The 25,510-nt window shown below is 25.5% G+C and carries 16 protein-coding genes and 2 tRNA genes; 16 read left to right on the forward strand and 2 right to left on the reverse strand.

Annotated features, from left to right (window positions below; genetic code table 4):
* Window positions 1-839, reverse strand: an 839-nt coding sequence (locus T383_RS0102175; protein ID WP_033160055.1) for a hypothetical protein, incomplete at its 3' end; no start/stop codon positions are given.
* A gap of 562 nt (window positions 840-1,401) precedes the next feature.
* Here T383_RS0102175 and T383_RS0102180 point away from each other — a divergent pair.
* From T383_RS0102180 to T383_RS0102250, 15 genes are all read left to right on the forward strand, one after another.
* Window positions 1,402-4,470 (forward strand): P116 family lipid acquisition surface protein, encoded by a 3,069-nt coding sequence (locus tag T383_RS0102180; RefSeq protein ID WP_033160056.1) that lies wholly within the window; start codon window positions 1,402-1,404, stop codon window positions 4,468-4,470.
* A gap of 21 nt (window positions 4,471-4,491) precedes the next feature.
* Window positions 4,492-4,566: transfer RNA gene (locus tag T383_RS0102185), tRNA-Arg, on the forward strand.
* 1 nt (window position 4,567) lies between these two features.
* Window positions 4,568-4,641, forward strand: a tRNA-Trp gene (locus T383_RS0102190).
* A gap of 372 nt (window positions 4,642-5,013) precedes the next feature.
* The gene (locus T383_RS0102195) at window positions 5,014-5,565 is read left to right on the forward strand and encodes a hypothetical protein (RefSeq protein WP_033160057.1); all 552 of its coding nucleotides are present in this window, start codon (window positions 5,014-5,016) and stop codon (window positions 5,563-5,565) included.
* Between the two features lie 861 nt (window positions 5,566-6,426).
* Window positions 6,427-9,726, forward strand: coding sequence for a hypothetical protein (locus T383_RS0102200; protein WP_033160058.1), 3,300 nt, complete (start codon window positions 6,427-6,429; stop codon window positions 9,724-9,726).
* A 24-nt stretch (window positions 9,727-9,750) separates the two neighbouring features.
* Entirely contained in the window at window positions 9,751-13,542 is a 3,792-nt protein-coding gene (locus tag T383_RS0102205) for a hypothetical protein (RefSeq protein ID WP_033160059.1), read from the forward strand.
* Between the two features lie 474 nt (window positions 13,543-14,016).
* Complete coding sequence (gene nusA, locus T383_RS0102210) at window positions 14,017-15,750, forward strand: transcription termination factor NusA (protein ID WP_033160060.1); 1,734 nt, start codon at window positions 14,017-14,019, stop codon at window positions 15,748-15,750.
* Window positions 15,737-16,027, forward strand: coding sequence for a YlxR family protein (locus tag T383_RS0102215; RefSeq protein ID WP_084269074.1), 291 nt, complete (start codon window positions 15,737-15,739; stop codon window positions 16,025-16,027). The genes nusA and T383_RS0102215 overlap by 14 nt, the downstream gene beginning before the upstream one ends.
* Window positions 16,028-16,050: 23 nt before the next feature.
* Complete coding sequence (gene infB, locus T383_RS0102220) at window positions 16,051-17,913, forward strand: translation initiation factor IF-2 (protein ID WP_052664021.1); 1,863 nt, start codon at window positions 16,051-16,053, stop codon at window positions 17,911-17,913.
* Window positions 17,914-17,920: 7 nt separating this feature from the next.
* Entirely contained in the window at window positions 17,921-18,271 is a 351-nt protein-coding gene (gene rbfA / locus T383_RS0102225; protein WP_033160062.1) for a 30S ribosome-binding factor RbfA, read from the forward strand.
* On the forward strand, window positions 18,272-18,826 hold the full coding sequence (locus T383_RS0102230; protein ID WP_033160063.1) for an MPN157 family protein: 555 nt from the start codon (window positions 18,272-18,274) through the stop codon (window positions 18,824-18,826).
* A gap of 29 nt (window positions 18,827-18,855) precedes the next feature.
* Window positions 18,856-19,518: a tRNA pseudouridine(55) synthase TruB gene (gene truB, locus T383_RS0102235; RefSeq protein ID WP_033160064.1), complete on the forward strand. Its 663-nt coding sequence runs from the start codon at window positions 18,856-18,858 to the stop codon at window positions 19,516-19,518.
* Window positions 19,519-19,532: 14 nt separating this feature from the next.
* Window positions 19,533-20,357 (forward strand): riboflavin biosynthesis protein RibF, encoded by an 825-nt coding sequence (gene ribF / locus T383_RS03645; protein ID WP_052664022.1) that lies wholly within the window; start codon window positions 19,533-19,535, stop codon window positions 20,355-20,357.
* Between the two features lie 137 nt (window positions 20,358-20,494).
* Complete coding sequence (locus T383_RS0102245; protein WP_052664023.1) at window positions 20,495-22,303, forward strand: ABC transporter ATP-binding protein; 1,809 nt, start codon at window positions 20,495-20,497, stop codon at window positions 22,301-22,303.
* Window positions 22,296-24,158, forward strand: a complete 1,863-nt coding sequence (locus tag T383_RS0102250; protein ID WP_052664024.1) for an ABC transporter ATP-binding protein — start codon at window positions 22,296-22,298, stop codon at window positions 24,156-24,158. The genes T383_RS0102245 and T383_RS0102250 overlap by 8 nt, the downstream gene beginning before the upstream one ends.
* Before the next feature lie 11 nt (window positions 24,159-24,169).
* Here the strand turns inward: T383_RS0102250 and T383_RS0102255 are convergent, their stop codons facing one another.
* Window positions 24,170-24,394 (reverse strand): hypothetical protein, encoded by a 225-nt coding sequence (locus tag T383_RS0102255; protein WP_033160065.1) that lies wholly within the window; start codon window positions 24,392-24,394, stop codon window positions 24,170-24,172.
* 103 nt (window positions 24,395-24,497) lie between these two features.
* Between T383_RS0102255 and T383_RS0102260 the strand changes: the two genes are divergently transcribed.
* On the forward strand, window positions 24,498-25,496 hold the full coding sequence (locus T383_RS0102260; protein WP_033160066.1) for a gluconeogenesis factor YvcK family protein: 999 nt from the start codon (window positions 24,498-24,500) through the stop codon (window positions 25,494-25,496).
* The last annotated feature ends 14 nt before the right edge of the window (window positions 25,497-25,510 follow it).

Raw genomic sequence — 25,510 nt, forward strand, 5'->3', positions numbered from 1 at the left:
CGTAGTGAAAAAATAATTCCATTGTTAGATTTGAAAGATTGTTTTTTACTTTTATTGTCTTGACTAGTTGTTACAATTTCTTCAATAATGGATATATTTTTATCATCATTTGAAGGATTATCATTCAATGACATGTATTCATAATTAACTGAATTATCTTTTGGCAAAATTATGGTTTCTTTAATTGGATAAAAAACATTACTTCCTTTTTTATTGCAAACTAAGTTTTTATAAAACTCACCATTTCCATTTTGTCTAAAATGTAAAGTAAAAGGTTTTTCAATATCAAAATTAGGATCTGAAATTGCTTCAACTATAATCTTTTGCATCAAATTGAATTTGGAACTAAAACCTTCTTCCCAAATATATTTATTGTGAGCAATTAAGTTAACAAATTGGAATCATTTCCCTGCAGTTGAGTTTATTACATCTCAATTTGTTTGAGAATTACTTATACCAATATTAAAATATTCAAAACCACCCAATGATCGTTGATAAACTTTAGAATTAGAATTATTTCTAAACTTATCAATCATTGACTTATCTAAATTAATATGAACCTTTTCACTTTTTCATGGAAACACTAAATCAAAGTAAACTTGAATGCTTGGATTATTAGCAATCATAGTTACATCACCAATGTAAGAATTGATGTTTAACATTTTTTTATTTATTGAACTTGATGAATTATTTTGAATAGAAATTTTATTTTGTGCAAAACTATCTAAATAAAAAATATTAGAAATTACTACTCCACCAATAATAAACAAAATAGAACTTATAAATAAAAGTATAACCTTAATAAAAGTTAACTTTTTGAACTCATTACTATGATCCACTTTATTACCTTTGTGACGAACAAACAATAAAGTTAAATTTTAATAAATTTTTTGGAATTCAAAACAAAAATCATTTTATTATTAAAGTTAATATTTGCAAAGTTTGTAAAAGTTTAAACTAAACTACATTTCAAACAATTAATCACAAATATTTATTACAAATTTTTATCAGTTTATCTCGAACATTCTTGTTTTGTATACATGACAAAAAAACTTTAATTTTAGTTAAACACTAAAATACAAGTTCTAAATATATGTGATTATTCAGATATCATAGTATTAAAAGATAATGTAGCAACTATTTTTAATTAAAAATTTTTAAAATAAATTTAAAATCTAAATATAGGTGCAATGATTTATTTTTGCATTAGTTGTCATGTGTAAATTAAAATGTTGAAATTTTTGCTTTGTTATGTCTAATTGGAAAGTATGTATTAGATTTATTTGTAAGCTTTTTGAAATTCTATATTTTAATTGTTATTTTATAAATTAAAAATTTAGTTAATAATTATTTAATTAAGATTTTCTATTATCAATAGGAACATGCTTTAGGTATATATACATGAAAAAAATAGTTTGCTTTTTGCTTCAATTTTTTTGTATAGTTTTGCTCACAACAATTATTCCAATCACAATCATAAAAATATTTGAATTTTCATTCAGCAATGAAAATAAAATAAAATCTCATGAACCATCTAAAATTAGTAAAAATAATAATATTAGTAATTATCCTAATTTTTTAATCAAAATTGACTCAGCTCCATACTCATTTGTTGATGCACATACTTGATTTAATGATTTTGAAAATTCGAATCTTAAAGACAGTATTAAAATAGATTTAAATTTAATTCAAAAAAATACTAATTATTTTTTAACTAAAGAAATTGAAAAAAATGGGTTTACTTATTTAAATAATGATATTAAGCAATATTTATACAATATCTTTTTGTCTAATAATGGTCAATTTTTAATAGAAGCTAAGACTTCACCGAAAATTAACCATTTATATAATAATCCACTAGATATTGAAATTAACTATAAATTTGATTTAATTAATAAAACCAACTATGATTGTGATTTATTAGATGATATGGGTAAAAAATTTAATAATTTAGACAAAATAAAACCTAATCAAAAAATTACTTTTGAATTAACAAATAATAATCTTAAAAATATTGATTCCATTGCTTCTTGTGTAACTAAATTAAATAATCAATTTTACCTAAATTGATATTTAAATAATTTTCAAATTAAAATTTTTGATACTTTTGGCAAAATAAATAGTTATCAGTATGATAATTTTCTTTTTAATAAATCAAAATCTCATTTAAATTTAGAACTAAAATCAGTAACTGATGCTAAAAATCCTTATTCTATAAAAAAGGAAATTGTTGGTGAAAATAAGTTATTTGATAAAAATTTAATTACTAAATTACAATTTGAAAAAGATATCAATTCATTATTCCAAAATAATTTAAAAGCAAAAAAAGATATTGCATTATCAACAGGAAAAATTTTAAAAACATTTGTTGATTTTAATCAAAGTAAAAAAAGTTATAGAATTGCTGATGTTTTAACAATAAATTCAGAAAGCATTGTAAACACATTAATTGCAATTTATCCAGAAATAGGTTACAAAAATGAGGATGAAACTTCTATTGGTAACTTATTATTTGATTTATTTAATAATTATTCAAAAACATCTAAGTTAACATTTTATGATTTTTTATATAAGTATAGGATCATAATTGCGCAAATTCTTTTTAAAAATTATGAACAATTTTTTTATATTAATTTTGAAGAATTAAAGGAAATAGTACATAAATTATCATCAAGTAATGAACTATTTCATATAATTTTTAGTTTGACTAAAAATTTAAATACTTTGTTTAAAAATCAAACATATATAGATTTCTTTAATTTATTCCAAAAAATAAGTGAAGATCAAAATACTTATTTATGAAATATTCTTAGTGACAAAGATAATTTTGCTACTATATTTAATTTTTTTATTAATAATTCATTTCATTTAGGTGATAAAAATTCTGAAATTGTTAATTTTGTTAAAAAATACAAAGAAATTATCACAAATTTAATGATAAATTCTTCTGAACCAATCAATGATTTTTTAAAAAGCTTATTTGCAAATAATAAAATTTTTCTACATGATCTTTTAGAACTTACAATAAGTCAAAATATTCTTCATGGGTCATTTATTGAACAACTTCTTGATGTCTTATTTTTTTCAAATAACTCATTAACTCCCACTAAAGAATCAATAAATAACGTCATAAATTTATTTAAAGAAATTTCTATTTTTTTAGATGCTTCAAATTTAGATAAAATTAATTTAAACTTAAATTTACCAAACAAAAAATGATCAATTGAATATACAGATGATAAAAATGATTTAGTTTTAAAAAACTTCAAAATAAATTGTCAAATAAATTTTGATCATTTTATTATTAAAAATTCATTAATAAATGCAATTATTAATTTATTGCCAAATTATTTGTTTTATGATCTCTTAAGTAATTATCTAACACCTGTTATTTTAGAAAAAATTCGTAATGAAACATATTTGAATACAAAAAAATATTTGGACCAAAATTTAATTAAATGGTTTATTGATACCAATAAATTATCAAAAAATATTGCTTATGGTTCTAAAGGAAATGATGGAATTATTGATAAAATTATTGAAACAATTAAGTCTGAATGCAATAGTCAAACAACAATTCAAAATTTAATAAAAGAAATTATTTTTGGATCTTTGGAATTTGATTTAAATGGAAATTGATTAGATATTAACGGAAAAATTAACATCATTTATTTTGGCAACAAAATGTATATTTTGCCCATTTATGAACTTGATTATTTTAATAACTTAAAAATGAATTATCAAATTATTAATATTGGTTTAACAATTGATGCGAATGATTTGAATAAATGAACAAAATGATATAACAAAAAATGTAGTTCTAATAAAAGTTTAATATCAAGCTATAATTTGAGTGAACAATTACATGAACAATTTATGTTAAATCTTCAGAATGAATTGATTAATGTATTTCAATGTGAACATTCATTTCAAACAAATTTGATTTTAAGGCCTACAATTAATAAAGAAAAATTTAACTTAAATTCAAAAATAAATTTGTGAAATATTAATCCAAATGTTTATGCGGATGGATATAATGTAGATTTAGATGAATCAGTTGATCAAGAAAAATTAGCTAAAATTAAATCTTTAATTTGCATTGATAATTGAAAATGCAATAACCATAAACTAGAATTAACTGAAGTTGCATATAATTTGTTGCATAATCTTTTTAAAATTAATGATAAGTTTAATCAAGAACAAAATAAGTATCTAACAAATTCAATATCTATTTTTAGTACAAATAAATTAAGTTTAAATTTTAAAATTTTAGAAAAAGCATATGTTGATTTAATGTTTTTAAAAGAAATTAAAATTCCTATTAATTTAAATTTTAATTATGAGCATCGTCAAGTAATAGATAAAATTTTATTTCCATATCCTATTTATAATAAGTTTAATGGTCAATGAGTTAATTATTGCTTTATTAAATTTGATAAAGATATCTATGATTTCAATTATGGAATTTAATATAATTTAAATTAGTGATAGTTCCCTTTAGTGTAATGGATAACACGGTTGTTTCCTAAACAACAAATATAGGTTCGATTCCTATAAGGGAAGCCATAGGGGTGTAGTTCAATGGCAGAACAATAGTCTCCAAAACTACTAATGAGGGTTCGATTCCTTTCACCCCTGCCATTTATAAATATGTTCAACACTTTATTTAAAATTAAAGTGTTGATTTTTTATTCAATGTTAAATAATTTTCATACAAATATCTTAACTTAAATACTATTATTGTTTTATTTATAAAAAATTAATTTAAAAATTCTTTTTAACAAGCATTTCATAATGGAATAACTTTATTAGGTTTATCAATATTTTAAATTTGCACAAATATAAACTTCTTAATTTAGTTTGCTATAAAAATTAAAATTTTAAATAACTTTATTTTTCAATAGCAATAGAAGTTAACTTTTAAGATACTAGAAATTTAATTGTTCAATTTAGAATCACTTAACATTATTTTTTGAGTGATTTATAATAACTAAACATTAAAGGTAATTATTGATGCCAAAATTACAAAATAAAAAACCTACAATTAAAAATCTATCTAAAACAGTTAAAAATTTATCTACAAGAGTTGAAGATGTATCTGCAATAGTTGAAAATTTATCTACAAGAGTTGAGGATTTATCTAAAACAGTTGAAAATTTATCTACAAGAGTTGAAGATTTATCTAAAATAGTTGAAAATTTATCTAAAACAATGGAGAATGTTATTCATTTAATCGTTGATATGAAGCGAGAATTAAAGCAAGACATAAATCGATTAGATAAAAGAATTGATTATTATCATAAACCTCGTAGTATTGAGAAGTTTGAAGATTTATTTTTATTAAAAGATGTTTTAGCTTTAGAAGTCACTAAACCTAGAACTTTAAAATGAGCAAATCAAGCTTTAAATAAAATTAGTAAGTTATATCCTTCTAAAAACTATAAAAAAGTTTGAATTTACATTTCTAAAAGTATATATGAAAACATGTATAACCTATTAATAAAAGCGGATACCACTAAATTATTAACAAAAGCAAAATGAATTAAAACTTATGATTTTGAGTAAAAATATTTTTAGATCTTTAGCAAGATTAATTGAATAACTTATTGTTTGATGACAATGATAATAATTATTATCTAATATTGTAATCATTATTATAATGTTCATTCTTTTATCTATCAAATTATGATAAATATTTAAGACTTGAATTAGCATTATTTAAAATGTTTAATACATTTGTATTTACTAATTTAAGTTTTTGTCTTAATCTATGTTTAGTTTTTCTATTTAGCATTCTAGTGATTAAAAATTTATTATTTATGATCTTATTTAATATCAAGAATTACTAACTTTTTATTTCGTTTTAAAATACATAGAAATAAAATTTCTTATAATTTACCCAATATAAATTTTTTAACATTAACTATCTTCTTCATTTTTTTAAATAAATATTTATTATTTTTTGATCAAAACCTTTAGTTCAAAGTTTTCAATTTATCTTATTTTTACTTTTATGTTTCAATTTAAAATTTTGTTTTTTATAACTATCAATATACCTTTGATGTTGTTTAACAGATTTCCTAGTTAACAATCATAAAAACTTGGTATTTAATTTCTTTTTCCTAATTAGTTTTTTAATTGACTTTATAATTTAACATGTTTTACGCTCATATTAAGTTATATTAATTATTATTAATTATTATTCTTCATAAGTTTTATTACATAAATATTTTTGCCCTAAGAAACTACTTATTTGAAGCCTTAAATATTAAAAACATTTAAACTATTTTTGGAATAATTAGCGTTTTTTTTTTTTTTTTTTACAACTTTATTGTATAATTCATGCTTAAGATTATTAAGTTTTAAGTAAATTTTTATTGAAATCTTATGCTTAAAATAATAATTTGGTAGGGAAAAAAATAATTTATGAGAAAAGTTAAGTGCACAAAATTTTGTGTTTTCATTTCTTCTATAGTTGCTTCAGCAGTAGGTTTGTCATTATTAGGTTTAGTTATTTCATCCACTAGTCCATTGGTTGATAATCATATTTCTAGTAGTTTAAGTTCAGCTCAAACTAAATCAAATGCAAGAGTAACACCACGTCCTTTATCAGATGTTGATGTTGTAATTACATCTCAATTATTGTCTAATGGTGCAGTTGACACTGATCCAATAGTTGATGGTGATGGTAATTACATTTTACCTGGTTCAAATAGATCAAATAATAGTGCTAAAGTTGTAAAATTAAGTTTCCAAATGCAATATTTATATGATTGAAGTTATAATGTATCTGGATATACAACACGCCAAATTGTTGCTGATATGGATGATCCTAGTTATTACTATGCATTATTAGTAAATGAAAATGTAACAATAGCTGGTACTGATACAACAGACACTGCTAATTCATTAAATTTTAGTCTTACTAACCCTGCTTTAGTTGTTCAATTGTTCGATAATGGAGTAAATTTTGAACAAAAAAATATATATCAACTTCAATTACCAGATTTTTCTATAAATAATAAAGATACAATAAGTAGTCATCTTGCACCTAATAGCGAACAAGCTCCAACTGATACAAGTAATGATAATTTAGCTGATAATATTTGAAAACATATATATGTAGAAGATGCTATAAAGCCAGAAGATACAAATAAAAACCTTTCTTTTATTCGTACAACAAAAGAAGAAAAAGCTTCATCAAAAGTTGGCGCTGCACCTTCAACAACAACACCTGCTGCTACTGATTCAAATTTTGTATATGTTAATGATTCAACTAAGTCAACAATTTATAAATTGCTAGATAGATATTCACCTACAAAAAATGGATCAACTGATTCTGCTAGTTTTAGTGCAAATGATTTAGGTGATTATTATATCTTAAAGAAGTTATACCTAAATACTGCTAATAATATGGTTTACATTAAAGATCCAGCAACTAATCAAAAAATGATTTTGTTATTTGGTGGCAATGCTTATCAAAATTTTTGGTTTTATGATTTTAAAGTAAATACTAATGGTAGTGGTAGTTTTGGTGTTTTGCCGTTATTGTATGCCAATTATGACTTTGACCCATTTAATGCACGTTCAAATTCAACTGAAAGAATGTATGGATCAGTTAATAAGTCATTTTTTTACTTACCATTTATGAAAACAAATAAGGTATCTAATTTGGCTTGATATGTTGGTGGAGCAAAAACAATAAGCATTAAAAATAAACAAACTGGTTCTTCTACTCCTTATGTTTTTTTAGCAATGATGCAACCAAATATTTCTGACTTTAATACATCATTATATACAAGTCAAACTTCTTCTTCAACTGCTAGTAGTTCAGAAACAAATCATAGTGTTGAAAAGGGAACATATGGTACTCCAGATAAAGTAAGTGCATTTAACAAAGAAACTTGTTCTAGTGGAAGTGCATCTGGTGATAGTACATCTCAGAATGATAATTTACAAAAAGGTAGTTGTACTAAATACGATAACAAGGAAATTCTTGTTGGTTCTTCATCTATTAATGCTTCATTTCAAGTTTTATCTCCTAGTGGTTTTGGTGGTAATACAGGAAATGTAGGTAATTTTTGGTATCCATTTTCTGCTATTGAATCCCTAACTATTTTGCCAGTAATGTCAAGTAACATTGCTAGTTTAATTGCTGTAGACCCTAGTAATCCAACTGAAAGTAAAATTTATTTAAGTAGTTTTTTTAATGGAAATAATGAATTACAACGTATGTATCGTTTTTCATTATTTAATTGTTTAAACATTAATGGTTCATTTTTTAAATTTGATTTTTCAAAAAAATTTATCGGGACCAAACCTTCTTGAACTATGATACCAGAAGGTCCTGTTTATGCAGGTGGTACAAATACTGGTACTTTAAATGCTGGAAATATAATTCAAGGTCCAGATGGATATGGGTTTTCAAGAGCATTGTCTAATATCAATCCAAAAGAAGAACAAACTTTTACAAGTTTAAATGATGGTTGAAGCAATTCAGCAAGTCAAAAATTAATTGGTTTTTCTGTACAAACAATTCCATCAACTAATGAACAATATGACCCAATTGTTGGTATGTTAGTTACTCGTGGTTATATCTATTCATTTACTTATGACTTTCAAGAAATAATTGGATTAAATAATATTCCAATACCTAGCAGTAATTTTAATAATGGTTCTGTAATTTCAATTTCTAGTGATACTCAACATGTTAGTGATTTTGTAAATTTATCATCAATAACATATGCAGATAATAGTTGATTGCTAGCATATCAAAAAGATAGAAAACATTTATTTTATTCATTAAATTATGATCCAAATAGTAATTTTTGATCATACTCAAAAAATACTGCATTAGATGTAAAAAATATTAATAATCAAGATGTAAATAAGGTAATTTCGAATAAAAATAATAGTTTCTTTGTTATAGATACTAAAAATAAAAAACAAGAAGTTAACTTTATTACAAGTGCAAGTAATAATTCTACTGATGTAGACACATTATTAAATGGTGGTACAATTGCTGAAAATTCAGCTGTTTGAGGAGTTGTTAGTAGTGTTGATAATAATTATTTAGTTGACTCAGATTTAATTTCTAAGACACCTAAACAAATTATTAGTGATCCCCTTCTATTGTCACAATTAATAACTTATACTGGTGGTTGGAGTGTTGATCCAATAACTAAGTTGCCAACTCAAAAACCATTAATTCTTAATCCAAGAATTGAAAACTCTGAAGTTGTTTTTGATATTGCATTGATGTATTTAAATGGTGTGTATTATACATCATCTAGTTTTGATCCTTCTGTATATCCAAATGTTGTTCAGGATACATCATTAGCAACTCCAACTTTTAATTATGGTGGTTTTGCTCCATTAGAACCATGAGTTTTACCAGTTGTTGTTACTGTTTCAGTTCTTTTATTTGGCATAATATTAGCAATTGGAATAGGAATACCATTATCAATTAGACGTGATAAGCAAATTTTAAGCAAAGGTTTCAGTTCAACTAATAAAAAAATTGATACATTGACAACAGCTGTTGGTAGTGTATATAAGAAAGTTATTGCCCAAACTAAGAACAACAAACAACCACAAATGTTGAAATCCTCATCTGCAAAATCAAAAGTTGCTAAACCATCTGCAGTAAATTTAAAGAAAGCTCCGGCTCCAAAAGCATCACCTAGTCCTTCAAGTGCGCCTCAAGGACCAAAAAAATCATCTTAATAGTTAATAACAAGGTTTTAGGAAATGAAATTCAAATTTAATTACAAATACTTATTACTATCATTTAGTTCAGCTGCTATTTTATCTGCTACTTCACTAGCAATAGTTACAACTTTTAGTAGTCAAAATCAAAATACTAATTTATTAAAAATTAAAGATAGTTCACAACCAATTATTTCTAAAAAAATTGGTCAAAAAGTTGGAAAATTACGTCATTGACAAAATAATAATTTTACTGGTATTGAAGTTACTAATGGTGGTTTTGTTGTTTTAACTGAAGGTGGTTCTGCAACAAGAATTGATGCTTTTGGAAATATTCTTTGGGAATTTAATCCATCTGATTTAGTTGCAAATTATAGTGAATTTGCAAATAAAAAAGTTGTTGAAATTACTGAAGATAAACAAAATAGTAATGTTTTATATTTGTTATTGATACCAAACCAAGCACCAGATTCTAATCAAGGCATTGATGGAGTTGATCCATTATCATATGATAATTTAAAAGGAACAGGAAATAAAAAAAATCAAGCTGTTGTTGTTCAAATAACTGAAAGAACATATTCATATGTTGGTAGTAATTGAGAACCATCTTTTGTGATAAATAAGTGTTTATCTATTGATCCTCAAAATATGGTTAAAAATTACCCTTCTAATTGAACTAGTAGTAGTAGTAGTAGTCCTACTTTTTTTAGCAAAGAAGATCATCCATCTTGATATGTAACAACAACATTAGATAAGGTAAATCCAGCAAGTACTGATAGTAGTGGTAGTAACCAATCAAGTAGTGTAACTGGGGAATCAATGGTTTTACCATGAAAGCAATACATTACTAATTTGGGAAATATGTATGCAGTTGGTGGTAATGTTTTCGTATTTGGTGGTAATGGTTCAATTTATAACGATCCAGAAGCTTTAAGTATTGGTGTTTGAAAATTAAATTTTAACTCTGATATATCTGTTGGTATTCCATATGCATACCTTTTAAGTGGAATTTCATATAGTCCTAGTTATGCTGGTGATGGAACTAGTCAAGTATCAAAACGATGAGATCAATGTTATGCTCCAATTGCCCAAACAAAAGACATGAATTATGTTCCAAGATTAGCAATTGGCGGTGTTGAAACTAATGTTTCTTCTACTAAAGATACATTTTTATATTTAGCTGGAGCAATTACTGTTGGTCAAATTAAAAATTCTCAAACAAGAGAGTGAGATCCTAGTATTTCTGATCAGACTGCTAGTCAACAAGATAGTGATAGCACAAATCAACAAATAAGTTTGCAAAAGAAACGTTCTTTGCAATTATCAGGTCAAAATGTAATTTCTAATCCTAAAAATCCTGATAGAAATTCAATTGATCCTTGCTTATTATTTGGAACTGCTTTTAATATTGATTCTTTAATTAATATGCCAAATAATGCATCTATTGAAAATTATTATGAATTTAGTAATATCTTGTTTGATAACCAATATTTTGATATTGGTACTGATATGTCATATAACGCATCTATTGGAACTTATTACTTTTTTGATGATAAAAAGAAGTTGGAAACAACTTCAACTGCTCAAGGATTAAATTCAGTAATAGCTAATGAAGTTGCATCAGGTAATACAAATATTCAAACAATTGAACGAGGAAATGCAGCTCGACACACTTTTCCATTCGATTTTCAACCAACTATAAGTGATACTACCACTAGTGGTAGTGGTAGAACTGCACAAAGTTTTCCTTTTGGCACAGTTCATAATATTTTAGAATTTAATACATCTACATCTAATAGTAATAGTAGTAGAAATATACCTACAAGTGGTAAATCTAAAGTAAGTTATTCATATAACTTAGCATTATTAGTTGATAATGCACGTAATTATTATTATCCAACATTATCATTTGGTTATTCATTGAAAAGTTTAGGTTCTCTAGTTAAAGTTAAAATGAAAGGTCAGTTAACCGAAAATAAAGGTAAAACTTTTTATGGTTATGCAATGCAAGTTGGTAAATCAATTTTATTCATTAATGAGCCAAAATTTGATCCAACATCTATTGTTTATCGAATGCCATCAACAGTTTCAATTGGTAATAATAATGTAATTGGTACACCTAAATATCGTGATGAAAATTATATTTATCGTTATCGTGGTTGAGGTAATAATAATAGTTATCAAGGATTAGCATTTAGTTCTTGTGGTTACTCTTTGGTTGATAATGACATTTTATCATTGGGTGTTACTGAATATGTTGCAGGTGTAAAAGACTTTAATGATACTGTTCCTGAAATTGCTAAAAAATTTGTTATTGGCAGAGATCCATATGCTACTGAATCAATCAAAGATGCAACAAATAGTGAATTATTAGATGCTCAATTACCATGAAATGATTTTATGGGTTTATCATTTGCAAATGATGGACAATGAGTTGCTAGTTCATGAGCAGATCAAAATGATCAAACTAAAAATAAATTATTCTTAACTATTAATCCTCAATTAACTGAATATCCAAAATCATGACTTTGGACTGAACATTTTTTTACTCGAAGTAATGACACATCTGCATCTGTTGGAAATCAAGCATGGTTTGAAAATACAACTGTTGATTTTGAATATCCTGGACAAGATATTGCAAAAGAACCAGGTCAGGAGGAAAATGAACAAAATCCTCAGAATAATCACACCAATTATTATGTCCATGTTCTCCGATTTAAAGGTCCAATTCGTAACAATTCAAGGTTACAAAATCCCAATGGTGGTTTCTATGCTAACCTTAATTCAAATGGTTCTAATACAACAGGACAAAGTCAGTTATCATATGTTTTAAAAGCATCTAATGATGTTTCAAATGTTCATTATTTCTTTGGTCAAAGCACATCTACATCTAAAGCTCTTGAAAATGGTATTTCATATTGTTCAGTAGATGATAATTATATGACATATAAAATTGATCCTAGTTTTGATCGCAATGCCATTTTAGGTCAGGGAAATTTTATTACTAATGTATCTAATTCATTATTAAGTAATAGTTTAACTTCAATATTAGAAACAATACCAGTTTCTACTTTGACTAAAAATCCTAATGATAGAGAAAATATTAGTGTTGTTAAAAATAATTATGTTTCAGAAATTTTTAAAACTACTAAACAACCAGAAGTTGATAAAAATAATGAACCACCATATGGATCAGTTTTAATTGTTGCTACTAATGTTAACTTATTACAACAAAGCACTACATTTACAGCATATTCGTGAAATAAAGTTCTTAACTGCTATGACATTATGCCATCATCTGCATCAACAAGTTTTTCATCAATTAGTAACTCATTGTTTTCTGGATTTAGTGCATTAGCTGAATGAGTTTTACCAGTAGCAATTATAGTACCAATTGCTGTTGTTGGATTGATTGCTGGTTTAGGTTGTGCAATTGGTATACCAATGGCGAAACACCGTAGATCAATGAAAGTTGGCTTTAAGTTACAAAATGAAAAAGTTAATGCTTTAACAACAGCTGTTGGTGGTGTATTTAAAAAGATTATTGAAAGTACAGATGGTACTAACATGAAGTCTAAGCCACAAATGTTAAAATCAGGTTCTTCTAGTAAGGCTGCTTCACCTGCTAGCAAACCAGGATCTACTCCACCTCCATCTGCTGCAAAACCAGCAACTCCTGCAAAACCAACATCAACTCCTGCTGCAAAACCAGCAACTCCTGCTAAACCAACATCAACTCCTGCTGCAAAACCAACTTCTAGTGCTCCTAATAAACCAGCTGGTGCACCTACTCCAAAACCTGCGGCTCCAAGTAGTCCAGAAAAAAAGTCATAAATTAAATTTTTATAACAAATTAATATGTAAATTAGTTTTATAAAAAACTATTTACATATTTTTTATTTTTTTATCAAATTTAGATATAAAAAAATAAATTAATATAGATGCAACATAATTATTAAATTTTATTTTTAAAAAGATTTAATGCATTTAAGTTGACTTAAAGAAGTAAATTTTAAACAAATTTATTTTTTTTAGAACTTTAATAAACTATAGTTGGTAGTTATTAATTATCATTGCAATACCAATTAAACTATATTTAACACCTAAGTCTAAATTAGATACTCTAAATTGAATAAACTTTTAAATATTAAATAAATACTAAACATTTAACAAACAAAATTTGTGTATTTTTATTTTTACAAGCTATAATATTAGGTAGCAATTTCTCGAAAAGGGAGAGTGTTTAATAACACTTGCCCTTTTTTTGTTGTTTCTTAATAAAATTATAATAAGGACATATAAAACAAAATGAATCAATCTGCATTCCAATCACAATTTTTAGAAGCAATAACTGAACTTGGAAATACAAAGAAATTATCTACTAGTGAAATTGTTTCTATTTTAAGTGATTCAATAATAAAAGCTTTTAAACGAGATGATCCTGAAATCAATTTAGATGTTAATGTTGATTTAAATTCAGGAATTTTAAAAATTAATAAAGTTTTAAAAGTTATTGACTCAGAAACTGATGAATTTGATGATATAAATGAAATTCTTATTGATGAAGCAAAAAAATTTAACCGTGACATAAAGGTTGGAGATTTTTTTTACAAAGAAATTTCATTAATGGATAAAAATGATATTTCAAATCAAATGGTTCGATACATATTACAACTCTTTAAACAAAGAATTGCTGAATTAACAAATAAATCAATTGCAAGTGAATGAATTGATCGTGTTGGTACTTTAATTTATGCTGAAGTTGAAAAAAAAGATGATAAAAATGGTTCATACATTATTAATTTAGAAAAAACTAGTGGTTATTTACAACGTTCAGAAACAATTAAGGGTGAAAATTTACATTTAGGCCACAAATATTGATTTGTTATTAAAGCGGTTAAAGAACAATCTCGTGGTTGACCAATTCTTTTGTCTAGATCAGATGAAAAATTACTTGAGTACTTGTTGGAGTCTAATATTCCTGAATTACAAGATAAAACAATTCAAATTAAAAAAATTGTCCGTTTAGCTGGTCAAAAATCTAAAGTTGGAGTAGTTTCTAATAAAAGTAATTTTGATCCTATAGGAGCTATTCTTGGTACAAAAGGAGATAAAATAAAACTTATATCATCACAAATTCATAATGAATTAATTGATGTTTTTATTTGAAGTGATGATTATCAACAATTAATCGTAAATGCAATTGCCCCTGTAAAGATTTTGGGAATTAATATCATTGAAGATAGTGAACGCGAAAAAAGTATGGAAATATTTGTTGAAGATGAATATTTACCAAATGTTATTGGTCGAAATGGTGTTAATATTAAATTATTAGCTAAATTAACTGGATGAAATATTGATGTTAAATCACTTACACAAGCTAAAGAAGAAAATATCAACATTATTCCAACAAAATATGTACCTGAAGGCAATTCAGCAGTTTTAAATTACAATCTAAGCAATAGACTTAATGATAAAAGCAATAAACGCATTGATTTAAATAATCGATTTGGATTTAAAAATAATAGAAAAAATAATTATGAAAATAGTCATAATGCAACTTTTAAAGATTTAATGTCATATTCAACAAAAGTTAATGAATCTGATGAAATTATTCTTGATGAAGAAATAATTAGTGATGTTAAAAACAAAAGAAACAAAGTAAATTCAAATGTTGTTAAAAATCTAGTTAAAACCAATTCAAAAATTGAAGAAAAACCAAGTTTAAACAAACCAAAAGATGTTTCTCTTGAATCCGACAACAAAAAAATAACTTCTAATGAAGAAACATTAACTAGTGATGTTACTTCATCTAATCAAAATGAAATAAATAATTTAATTAATAGCATGGATCTTTCAAAAGAATCTAAACGACAGATAAAAGAGATCAAATTACCTCTTAATAACAGTTCAAAAGAAAAAAATAATCAATCATCCAAACGTAAAAACAAACGAACAATTATTGATGATTTTTCTTTATTAGATCCAGATTATAAGGAAATAGATGAAAAGGATATTATACTTATAGATGAAGATGATTAATAATCATGGTGTTATAAGAACTTGTGTTGTTACTAAAAAGCATTTCGAAAAAAAAGAACTAATTCGAATTGCTTTATTACCTAATAAAAAAAACGCTCAACTTGATTTGGATCAAAATTTATTAGGTCGTGGTTTATATTTTCAAAATAAAATTGAAATTGTGAATGAATTAATTAATAAAAGAATTGTTAACAAAATTTTTAAACTTGATTTAGATAACAGTTGATATCTTGATTTAAAAAAACAATTAATTACTAAAAATAACTTGGAAAACTAAGTTGTAAGAAAGGAACTCCGGTTATGAAAAAAAATCAATATCAAAAAAAATCAAAACATAATAGTCATAAAATTGATTCACGTGACCGGACATCAATTAAGGATCAATTAAAAAGTGTTGATGTTGGAATAAATAATGGGGTTTTCATTTATAAGTCACCATTAACTCTAGGGGAATTTGCCACGCAAATCAATCAAAATGTTTCAACAGTTATTAAACATTTTTTTATTAAAGGTAAAATTGTTAATTTTAACACTATGTTATCAATTGAACAAATTGGTGAATTGTGTTTAGAATTTAATTTAGATTTCAAGATTGAAACTGAAGTTACAAAAGAAAATATTCTCGATCAAATTAAATTTGATGACGATGTTTCTAAAATGCAATCTCGTCCACCTATTGTTACTATCATGGGACATGTTGACCATGGTAAAACTAGTTTACTTGATGTTATTAGAAAAACTAATGTTGTAGCTGGTGAACATGGGGGAATTACCCAACATATTGGTGCTTACCAAGTTAATTTAAATGATCGCTTTATTACATTTATTGATACTCCAGGTCATGAAGCTTTTACAAACATGCGTGCTCGTGGAGCAGATATTACAGATATTGTAATCTTAGTTGTTGCTGCAGATGATGGTATTAAGCCGCAAACTGAAGAAGCAATTGACCATGCTACAAATGCAAAAGTTCCAATAATTGTTTTTATTAACAAAATGGATAAACCAGAAGCTAACCCCGATAAGGTTATGCAACAATTGACTAAATATTCATTAGTACCTGAAACATGAGGTGGTAATACAATTGTTATCCAAGGTTCTGCTTATAGTAATCAAGGTATTAATGAATTATTGCAAAGTATTTTGTTACTATCTGATATTAATGAATACAAGGCCAATTATAATGCACAAGCTTATGGAGTTGTAATTGAAGCACATTTATCACCTGGACTTGGTCCATTAGCTTCAGTAATTATTAAACGAGGTACTTTAAAAGTTGGTGATTACATTACTTTAGGTGCTGCATATGGTAAAGTTAGAACAATGCAAAATGAAAATGGAGTTGATGTAATAGAAGCAACTCCTTCTAAACCAGTTAAAATTTCAGGTTTTGATATTGTACCTGAAGTTGGTGAAAAATTTATTGTTTTATCAACAGAACAAGAAGTTAAATCAGTATCTGATTCATATAAGCAAAAAATACAACGTCAAAAACATCAAGCATTATCTACATCATTATCTTTACGTGATAGGATTATTAATAATGAAACTAAAACTTTAGAGTTAATTTTAAAAGCTGATGCTCAAGGTTCACTTGAAGCATTAAAGCATACAATTGGTTCAATTGATATAGATGGAGTTACTATAAATATTATTCGTGCTGGAACTGGTTCTATAAGTGAAAATGATGTTAAACTTGCTCAAGCATCGAATGGGGCATTAATTTTTGGTTTTAATGTTTCATGTACAAAATCAATTAAAGAAATGATTGATAATGCAGGACTTACATTTAGAAATTACAATGTGATATACAACATGATTAATGACATCAAGTCATTATTAAAAGGCCAGTTAGATCCAATTTATGAAGACAATGAAATTGGTGAAGCAGAAGTTCGTGAAATTTGAAAACATAGTAAAATAGGTACAATTGCTGGTTGTTATGTTGTTAGTGGTAAAATTAAAAGAAATGCTAACTGTAGAATTGTTCGTGATGGTTCTATAATTTATCGATCTAAAATTAATTCATTAAAAAGTTTTAATGATACGGTTAATGAGGTTCAAATGGGTCATGAATGTGGTTTAACAGTTGAAAATTTTAATGATATAAAAAAGGATGATATTATTCAAATTTATGAAACAATCCAAAAAATGGATGAATAAATAATTTATGTCACATCACAAAAAAGAACGGCTTGAAAATCAAATTGCTGCAATTATCAGTAAAACCATTTTAACAACAATTGAAAATGAAAATGTTAAACAAGGAGTAGTTACCTATGTAAAGCTAAGCCCTGATTTAGGAGTTGCAAAAATTTTTTTAGATTGCTTAGATCGCACTAAAATTAATATAATAAAATCAGCTTTTGTAAGGGCATCAGGAGTATTTAAAACTGCTTTAAGTCAAAATTTACAAATTCGTAAAGTTCCTCATTTAGTTTTTGAAGTTGATAAATCAATTGATGAGGCTATAAAAATTGATCGGATATTATCTGAAATAAAAAATAAGGATGACAAATAAATGGAAAACAATATTAATGAGAAAGATAATAAGGTTGAACAAAAGTTAGGAATTAAAATTATCGATATTAATGAAAATGATAATAACAATTTTAAATTGGAATCAAAAAGCAAAAAAAATAAATCAAAAAAATCATTAAAATTAAGTCAATTTAATAGATTTATATCAATAAATTTAAATGATAAAAAAAGATTAAAAAAAGAATGAATGATTATTGGTCTAGTTAGTGGCCTACTTTTAATTTTTTTTGCCCTTCTTTTAGGTTTTATGGAATTTTTTACAACTCTTAATGATCCTGCTAAAAATCCCGCAGTTGTTCTTAATAGTTCATTAAATAATGCAATGCGAATTATTTCTATTTTTACTATTGCTTTAATTGGTGTGCCATATGTTTACATGTTAGTTGCCTTTTTTTTCGGGATTACTCAAATTCATAAATCCAAATGAACGCATTTGATGATTTGGTTTAGCATGATCATTGGATTAGCCTTGTTGATTGTTTCTTCTTGTATTTTAATTGCTGCATATGCAGGCATTGATTCACCAGTTTTTTAATTTTTAAAATCTTGCCATAAGTTTTGCCAATGCCCATTAATAACAAAATAGATGATTTTAGTAGTGAAATTTTAAATTTTTATAAACCATCAGGATTAAGTTCTGCTGAATTTCTTAATATTTTAAAAGCTAAATTTAATTATAAAAAAGCAGGATTTGCAGGTACATTAGACCCTTTAGCTAGTGGCGTTTTATTGGTAGGTGTTAATGATTCAACAAAATCTTTGCATAGTTTATCTAACTTAAACAAGCAATACTATGTAGAAATTATTTTTGGTATAAAAACTAAAACTGATGATATTACTGGTGAAATTATTTCTGAATCATTAAACTTTCCAAAATCTTTAAGCATTATTAAAAGCAAGCTTGAGTCTTTTGTTAATCTAGAATATTTACAAACTCCACCAAAATTTTCAGCTATTAAAGTTAATGGAATACGGGCATACAAACTTGCTAGAAAAAATATTGATTTTAATTTAAACCCCCGTTTGGTCAAATTATTTAGTTTCAAAATTATTAAATTTGAACTTCCAATTCTTTCTTTTTTAATTGATGTTTCAAAAGGATTTTATGTTCGTCAATTCGCAAATGATTTAGCTTCGTCATTAAATACTTTGGCAACTGTAAAAAAAATTGTTAGAACTAAATGTGGCAACTATCAATTAAAAAATTCAAAATTTGTTATTTTTTAAAAAGTTAAAAAAATATGAAAAATCCACTTGATTTAATTTTAGGTTTTTTTGATGGTTTGCATATTGGACATAAGTTATTAATTGATCAAACTTTTAATAATCCATTTAATGTCTTAACTTTTCAAAACATTCCTAACAAAAAAAATAATTTTTTATATTCATTTGAAGAGCGTAAAAATCAATTAAGAATTCAAGGTGCAAAACAAATTTTTTGCATGGATATTGCAAAAAATAACATGACCGCAGAAGAGTTTTGTAAAAAATTGTTATCTAATTTTATTCCATTTAAAAAAATTATTGTTGGTAGTGATTATCTATTTGGATCTGATCAAAAAAATGTTATTTTTTTAAAATCTTTTATTAATGATATTACTATTGTTGATCGATCAAGTATTTCAACTAGTAAAATTAAAAAATTAGTAGGTGAAAATAATTTTAGTGAATTAAATAAACTGTTGCTTGAACCATATTATCGCACTGGTAAGGTAGTTAGCGGATATGGTCATGGTAAAAAATTAGGTTTCCCAACAGCTAATATTCCTATAGAACCTAATTTAATTTCACTTTCTGAAGGTTCATATGCTACTAAGATTGTTATTGGTAATAAAACATATTTGGGTGTTACATTTGTGGGTAAAAGTAAAACACTTTTAAAACAAAATAGCTTTATCGAAACACATATTATCAATTTCCATGGTAATTTATATGGACAAATAATTAAAATTATTTTTTATAAGTTTTTAAGAACTAATGTGAAATTTTCATCATTAGATTTACTAAAAAAAGCAATTCAAAATGACTTAAATCAAAGTTTTAATTTTTTTCAAAATTTAAATTAAATAAATTTATTTTTATTATTTCAAAAATATGTTAATATTTTTTAAATTAGTTTAAAAAAAGTTTATAATGCTTAGTTAGGTTATTTCTTAATTTTAAGTGCTAGTAAATAAATTAGGTAGAATGAGTTTGATAGATTATGTGACGGTTACTAAAATTTCAAGATCGTAAATATTGATTTATAACTATTGCAGCCAGTTTTTCTACATTTATTGGTGTAATTGCTGACTTGTTTGTTCCTGCTTTATTAGCAGCAATGGTTCCTCTTATAGCTTATGGCGGAGACCCAATGTCAAACCCACCATGAAAGAATGTACCATTTTTATATTGAACACTAAACTTTACTGATTGAAATAATGCTGTAATTGTTTTGGGAGTTTCGATGGGTGTAGTTTCTTTCATAGGTTTATTTGTCGGTTTATTGGGAACATATTTGGCATCTAAATCTGCTGTTAATATTGCAACTATTATTCGTTCAAATTTATTTCGTAAAATTCAACATTTATCATCATCAAATTTAGATAAATTTGGAACATCTAGTTTACTTACTAGATTAACAAATGATATAAATTTAGTTCAAACAATGGCTTTTATGACTATTAGAGTTATGTTTAGAGGTCCATTTTTGTTTGTTGGGGGATTAATTTTTTCATTACTTACAAGCACTAGTTTATCTATTTCTTTAGTTATTTGATTACCTTTGCTTTTTTTAGCTATTGGTTTTGCTAGTGCAAAAGCTGGACCATTATTTAAAATTAATCAAAAAATTGTAGATGATTTAAACACCCAATCACGTGAAAGCATTCTTGGTATTAGAGTTATTAAATCTTATAACTTAGAAAGTAATCAACGTGTAAAATATGATGAAGTTAATAAACGTTGAAATTTTTATAGTATCAAAGCTTTTAAAATAATTTCAGGAATTCAACCAATTGTAATTTTTATTGCTAATTTAGCAACATTAATTGTTTTATTAATTGGTAAATATATGCCTAATGTTATTAATACAAATGACTACAACAGTATTACATCGTTGCAAGCATTCTTACAATATCAAGGATATATTGTAATGGGTATCACTATTTCAATGATGGTTTTGGTTAATTATATTAGATCAAGAGCTTCAACATTTAGAATTAATGAAATTTTGAATGAAAAACCTGATATTCAATTTGTTTCTAATGGAGTTGATATTCAAGATGGTTCGATTGTTTTTGATGATGTAAATTTTAAATATCATTCTGCTTCAGAAAATATTTTAAACAATATTAGCTTTCAAATTAATTCTGGAGAAACCATTGGAATTATTGGTTCTACTGGATCTGGAAAGACTAGTTTAGTAAATCTAATAACTCGGATTTATGAACCATCAACAGGTAATGTAATTGTTGGTAAAAAAAATGTTAAAGAATTAGATACTGTTAAATTACGTAATTCAGTAGGATATGTTTTGCAAGAAAATATTTTGTTTGCAGGAACTATTAAAACAAATTTACTATTTGGTAATGAAAATGCAACTGATCAAGAAATTGATGAGGCAATAGATATTGCTTGTGCAAAAACATTTATTAACAATTTTGATGATAATGTTAATCATCGGGTTGAACAACGTGGAAAAAATCTTTCTGGTGGTCAAAAACAACGACTTTCTATTGCTAGAACTATTCTAAGAAAACCAAAAATTATTATTTTAGATGATTCTACAAGTGCTTTAGATACAATTACAGATCAAACTTTACGTAACAATATTCGTACTAAGCTAAAAGGAACTACAACATTAATAATAGCTCAAAAAGTTTTATCAATTAAAGATTGTGATAAGATTCTTGTTTTAGATAAAGGTAAAATTGTAGGTCAAGGAAAACACAAAGATTTGTTGAGTAATTGTGAAGTTTACAAACAAATTGCAGAATCACAATTAAGTCCTGAGGAGTTAGAAAATGCATAAAAGAAGTGTTCGTAAATTAACAACTCCGACTAAAATGTCATCTTTTAAAACTATTTTGCGTCTTTTAAAGGAAATGGATGCTAAGGCATCTGTTTGAACTATAAGTTTGCTTTTTGCTATTTTTTCATCTGCAATTTTAGCCTTTTCATCATTTGCATTAGGGTATATTGTACAAGCAATATTTATAACCACATCAACCCCAAATGATGATAGTTTTATGGTTGCACTTAAAAATTTAAGTCCCCTTCTTCTGATTCTTATTTTATTTTTAATGTATTTAGCAATATCAGTATTGACTTATTTGCAAAATATTATTATGGTTAAAATTAGTCAAAATGCATGTTCTCGATTACGTTGAGAGACATATTGTCGATTACAAAAAATGCCAATTTCATATTTTGACACTCACCCTAGTGGTGATCTTATGAGTCGTTTAACTAATGATATTGATAATGTTAGTCAGGCACTAATTCAATCAGCATCACAAATTATTCAAGGTGTGTTTACAGTTTTTTTTATTTTTGTGATTTTGATGGCAATGAGCCCAACATTAACTTTGATTTCAGTAACAATGCTAGTTATAATGTTAGTTATTGGAATTTGATTTACATCTAAAGCACAACCATACTTTATTAAACAACAAGATCGCATTGGTGATTTAAATGGTTATATGGAAGAAATGTTGTCTGGACACAAAGTTGTTGCTTTATTAAACCGTCAAAATGAAGTAAACCAAAAATTTGATGTATATAATGAAGCAATTGTTCCAAGTGCAGTAAAAGCACAAACATTAGCTGTATTTATTTTTCCATGATTTGGATTTGCAAGTAATTTAATCTTTTTATTATTTGTAATTATTGCAGCTGTGTTTATGAACAATAATATTCCATCATATGGTTTTGGAACTCTTGGACATGGATCAATTGCTTTTGTAATGTCATTTATTTCTTTACTTAGATCATTTACTAGTCCAATTATGCAATTGCTATCTGTTTTAAATTTAGTACAAGCAGGAATTGCAGGAGCACAACGGGCTTTTACTATTTTAGATTTAGTTCCACCTCAAGATAAAGACAATGCAATTGAATTGAGCGATATTAAAGGAAATGTAGAATTTAAGAATGTTAATTTTGGTTATACATCTAAAGCTTTAAATTTAAAAAATGCGAATATTAAAGCTAAATCTGGTGAAGTTATTGCAATTGTTGGACCAACAGGTGCTGGAAAAACGACTATTATTAATTTGTTAACTAAGTTTTATAGATACAATGATGGTTTTATTACAATTGATGAAAAAGAAATTTCAGATGTTAAAGAAACTAGTTGGCGCGACCAAATATCAATTGTGTTACAAGATACTTATCTTTTTACTAGCACAATAAAAGAAAATATTCGTTATGGTAATTTAAAAGCTTCTGATGATGAAATTATTGAGGCAGCTAAAGTTGCAAATGCCCATGATTTTATTATGCAATTAAAAGATGGTTATGATAGTGTAGTTGAATCAAATGGTCGAAATTTTTCTCAAGGTCAAAAACAATTATTAGCAATTGCTCGTGCAGTAATTAGAAAAACACCAATTTTGTTGTTAGATGAAGCGACTTCATCAGTTGATACTAGAACTGAAGTTCAAATACAAAAAGCATTAAATAACTTAATGTTAGGAAAAACTTCTTTTGTAATTGCACATCGATTATCAACAATTAAAAATGCTAATAAAATCTTGGTAGTTAATAATGGTGAAATTATTGAACAAGGATCTCATGATGAGTTGTTAAAACTAAATGGATTTTATTCTAATTTATACCATTCTCAATTTAAAAAAGGTTCTGGTGGTGAATTTGAGTTAGATTAATTTTTATTTAATTATTTATTAATAATCTTTTTATTAATTTTTTTAAATCAAAAACTAATTCAAATAACACTAGATGGAATTAAAAAAATTCAACCAACAATAAATAATGCAAGAATTGCACTATATGGCGCATGACCTATTGCTAAAATTGAAGTGATTATAAAACTTAATAAACCAATAAAAAACATTCAAACTGTTGTTATTTTTAAGATTTCTACTTTGTTGTAATTAGACATAAAACATACTTTTTTATTTTTTAATTTATAAAAAAATTTTAATAAAATTATCAAATGATTGTTTAAAAGTGCTTATAGAAAATTTGATTTAAAGGAATTTTTGATGAAAGAGGTTGTTGTTCTTGGTGGTGGCTCAGGAATGAGTAGTATTTTGAGAGGTATGAAAAACATTCCTAACATTAATATTTCAGCAATTGTTACTGTTGCTGATGATGGGGGATCAACAGCATTAATGCGAAGGGAATTTAATATTCCAGCTGTTGGTGATTTGCGTCAAATTTTAATTGCATTATCTTCAACTGAAGATATTTTAAAAGACTTAATGGAATATCGATTTCATAATAAAAATATTAAAAAATCAGTATTTCATAATCAATCATTAGGTAACATTATTATTTCATCATTAATTAATATTAATAATGATTTTTATAAAGGAATTGAAACTTTAAGTAAAGTTTTGAAAATCAAAGGATCAATTTATCCACTTACTGATTATCCAAAAGTTCGCTTACAAGCTGTTTATACAGATGGAACTAAAATTATTGGAGAGCACAAAATTCCTAATGGTAATAAAATTATTGATTCCATAAGGTATTTAAATACTAAAAAAATTAAAACTAATCCTGATGTTTTAAAACAAATTAAAAAAGCTGATTACATTGTTATTTCTACAGGTTCATTGTATACATCAATTATTCCTAATTTAATTGCCCCAGGAGTTCGTGAAGCAATTTTAGATAATAAAAAAGTGAAATTAATTTATATTGGTAATGTAATGACACAATATGGCGAAACCCAAAATATGTCTCTATATGAACATGTTATTGCCATTGAAAAACATTTGAATATGAATGAAAATACATTAAATAATAAAATTCAAATTCAAGTTATCATTGCTAATAATCGTCAAATTAATTCTAAAATTTTAGGTTATTATGAAAAAGAAAATTCTTTTCCAGTTTATTTAGATGAAAACAATCCTTATTTTAGAGGGAAATTATGGTTGGTAGATTTAATCGATGATTCGTCTACAACTAATTTAGTTCGTCATGATTTTAAAAAGATTGAAAATGTTTTAACAAAAGTTTTTACAACTGTTTAGTATCGCAAAGGATG

It is taken from the genome of Mycoplasmoides alvi ATCC 29626, assembly GCF_000701785.1.
In the GTDB taxonomy this organism is placed as follows: Bacteria; Bacillota_I; Bacilli_A; order Mycoplasmatales; family Mycoplasmoidaceae; genus Mycoplasmoides; species Mycoplasmoides alvi.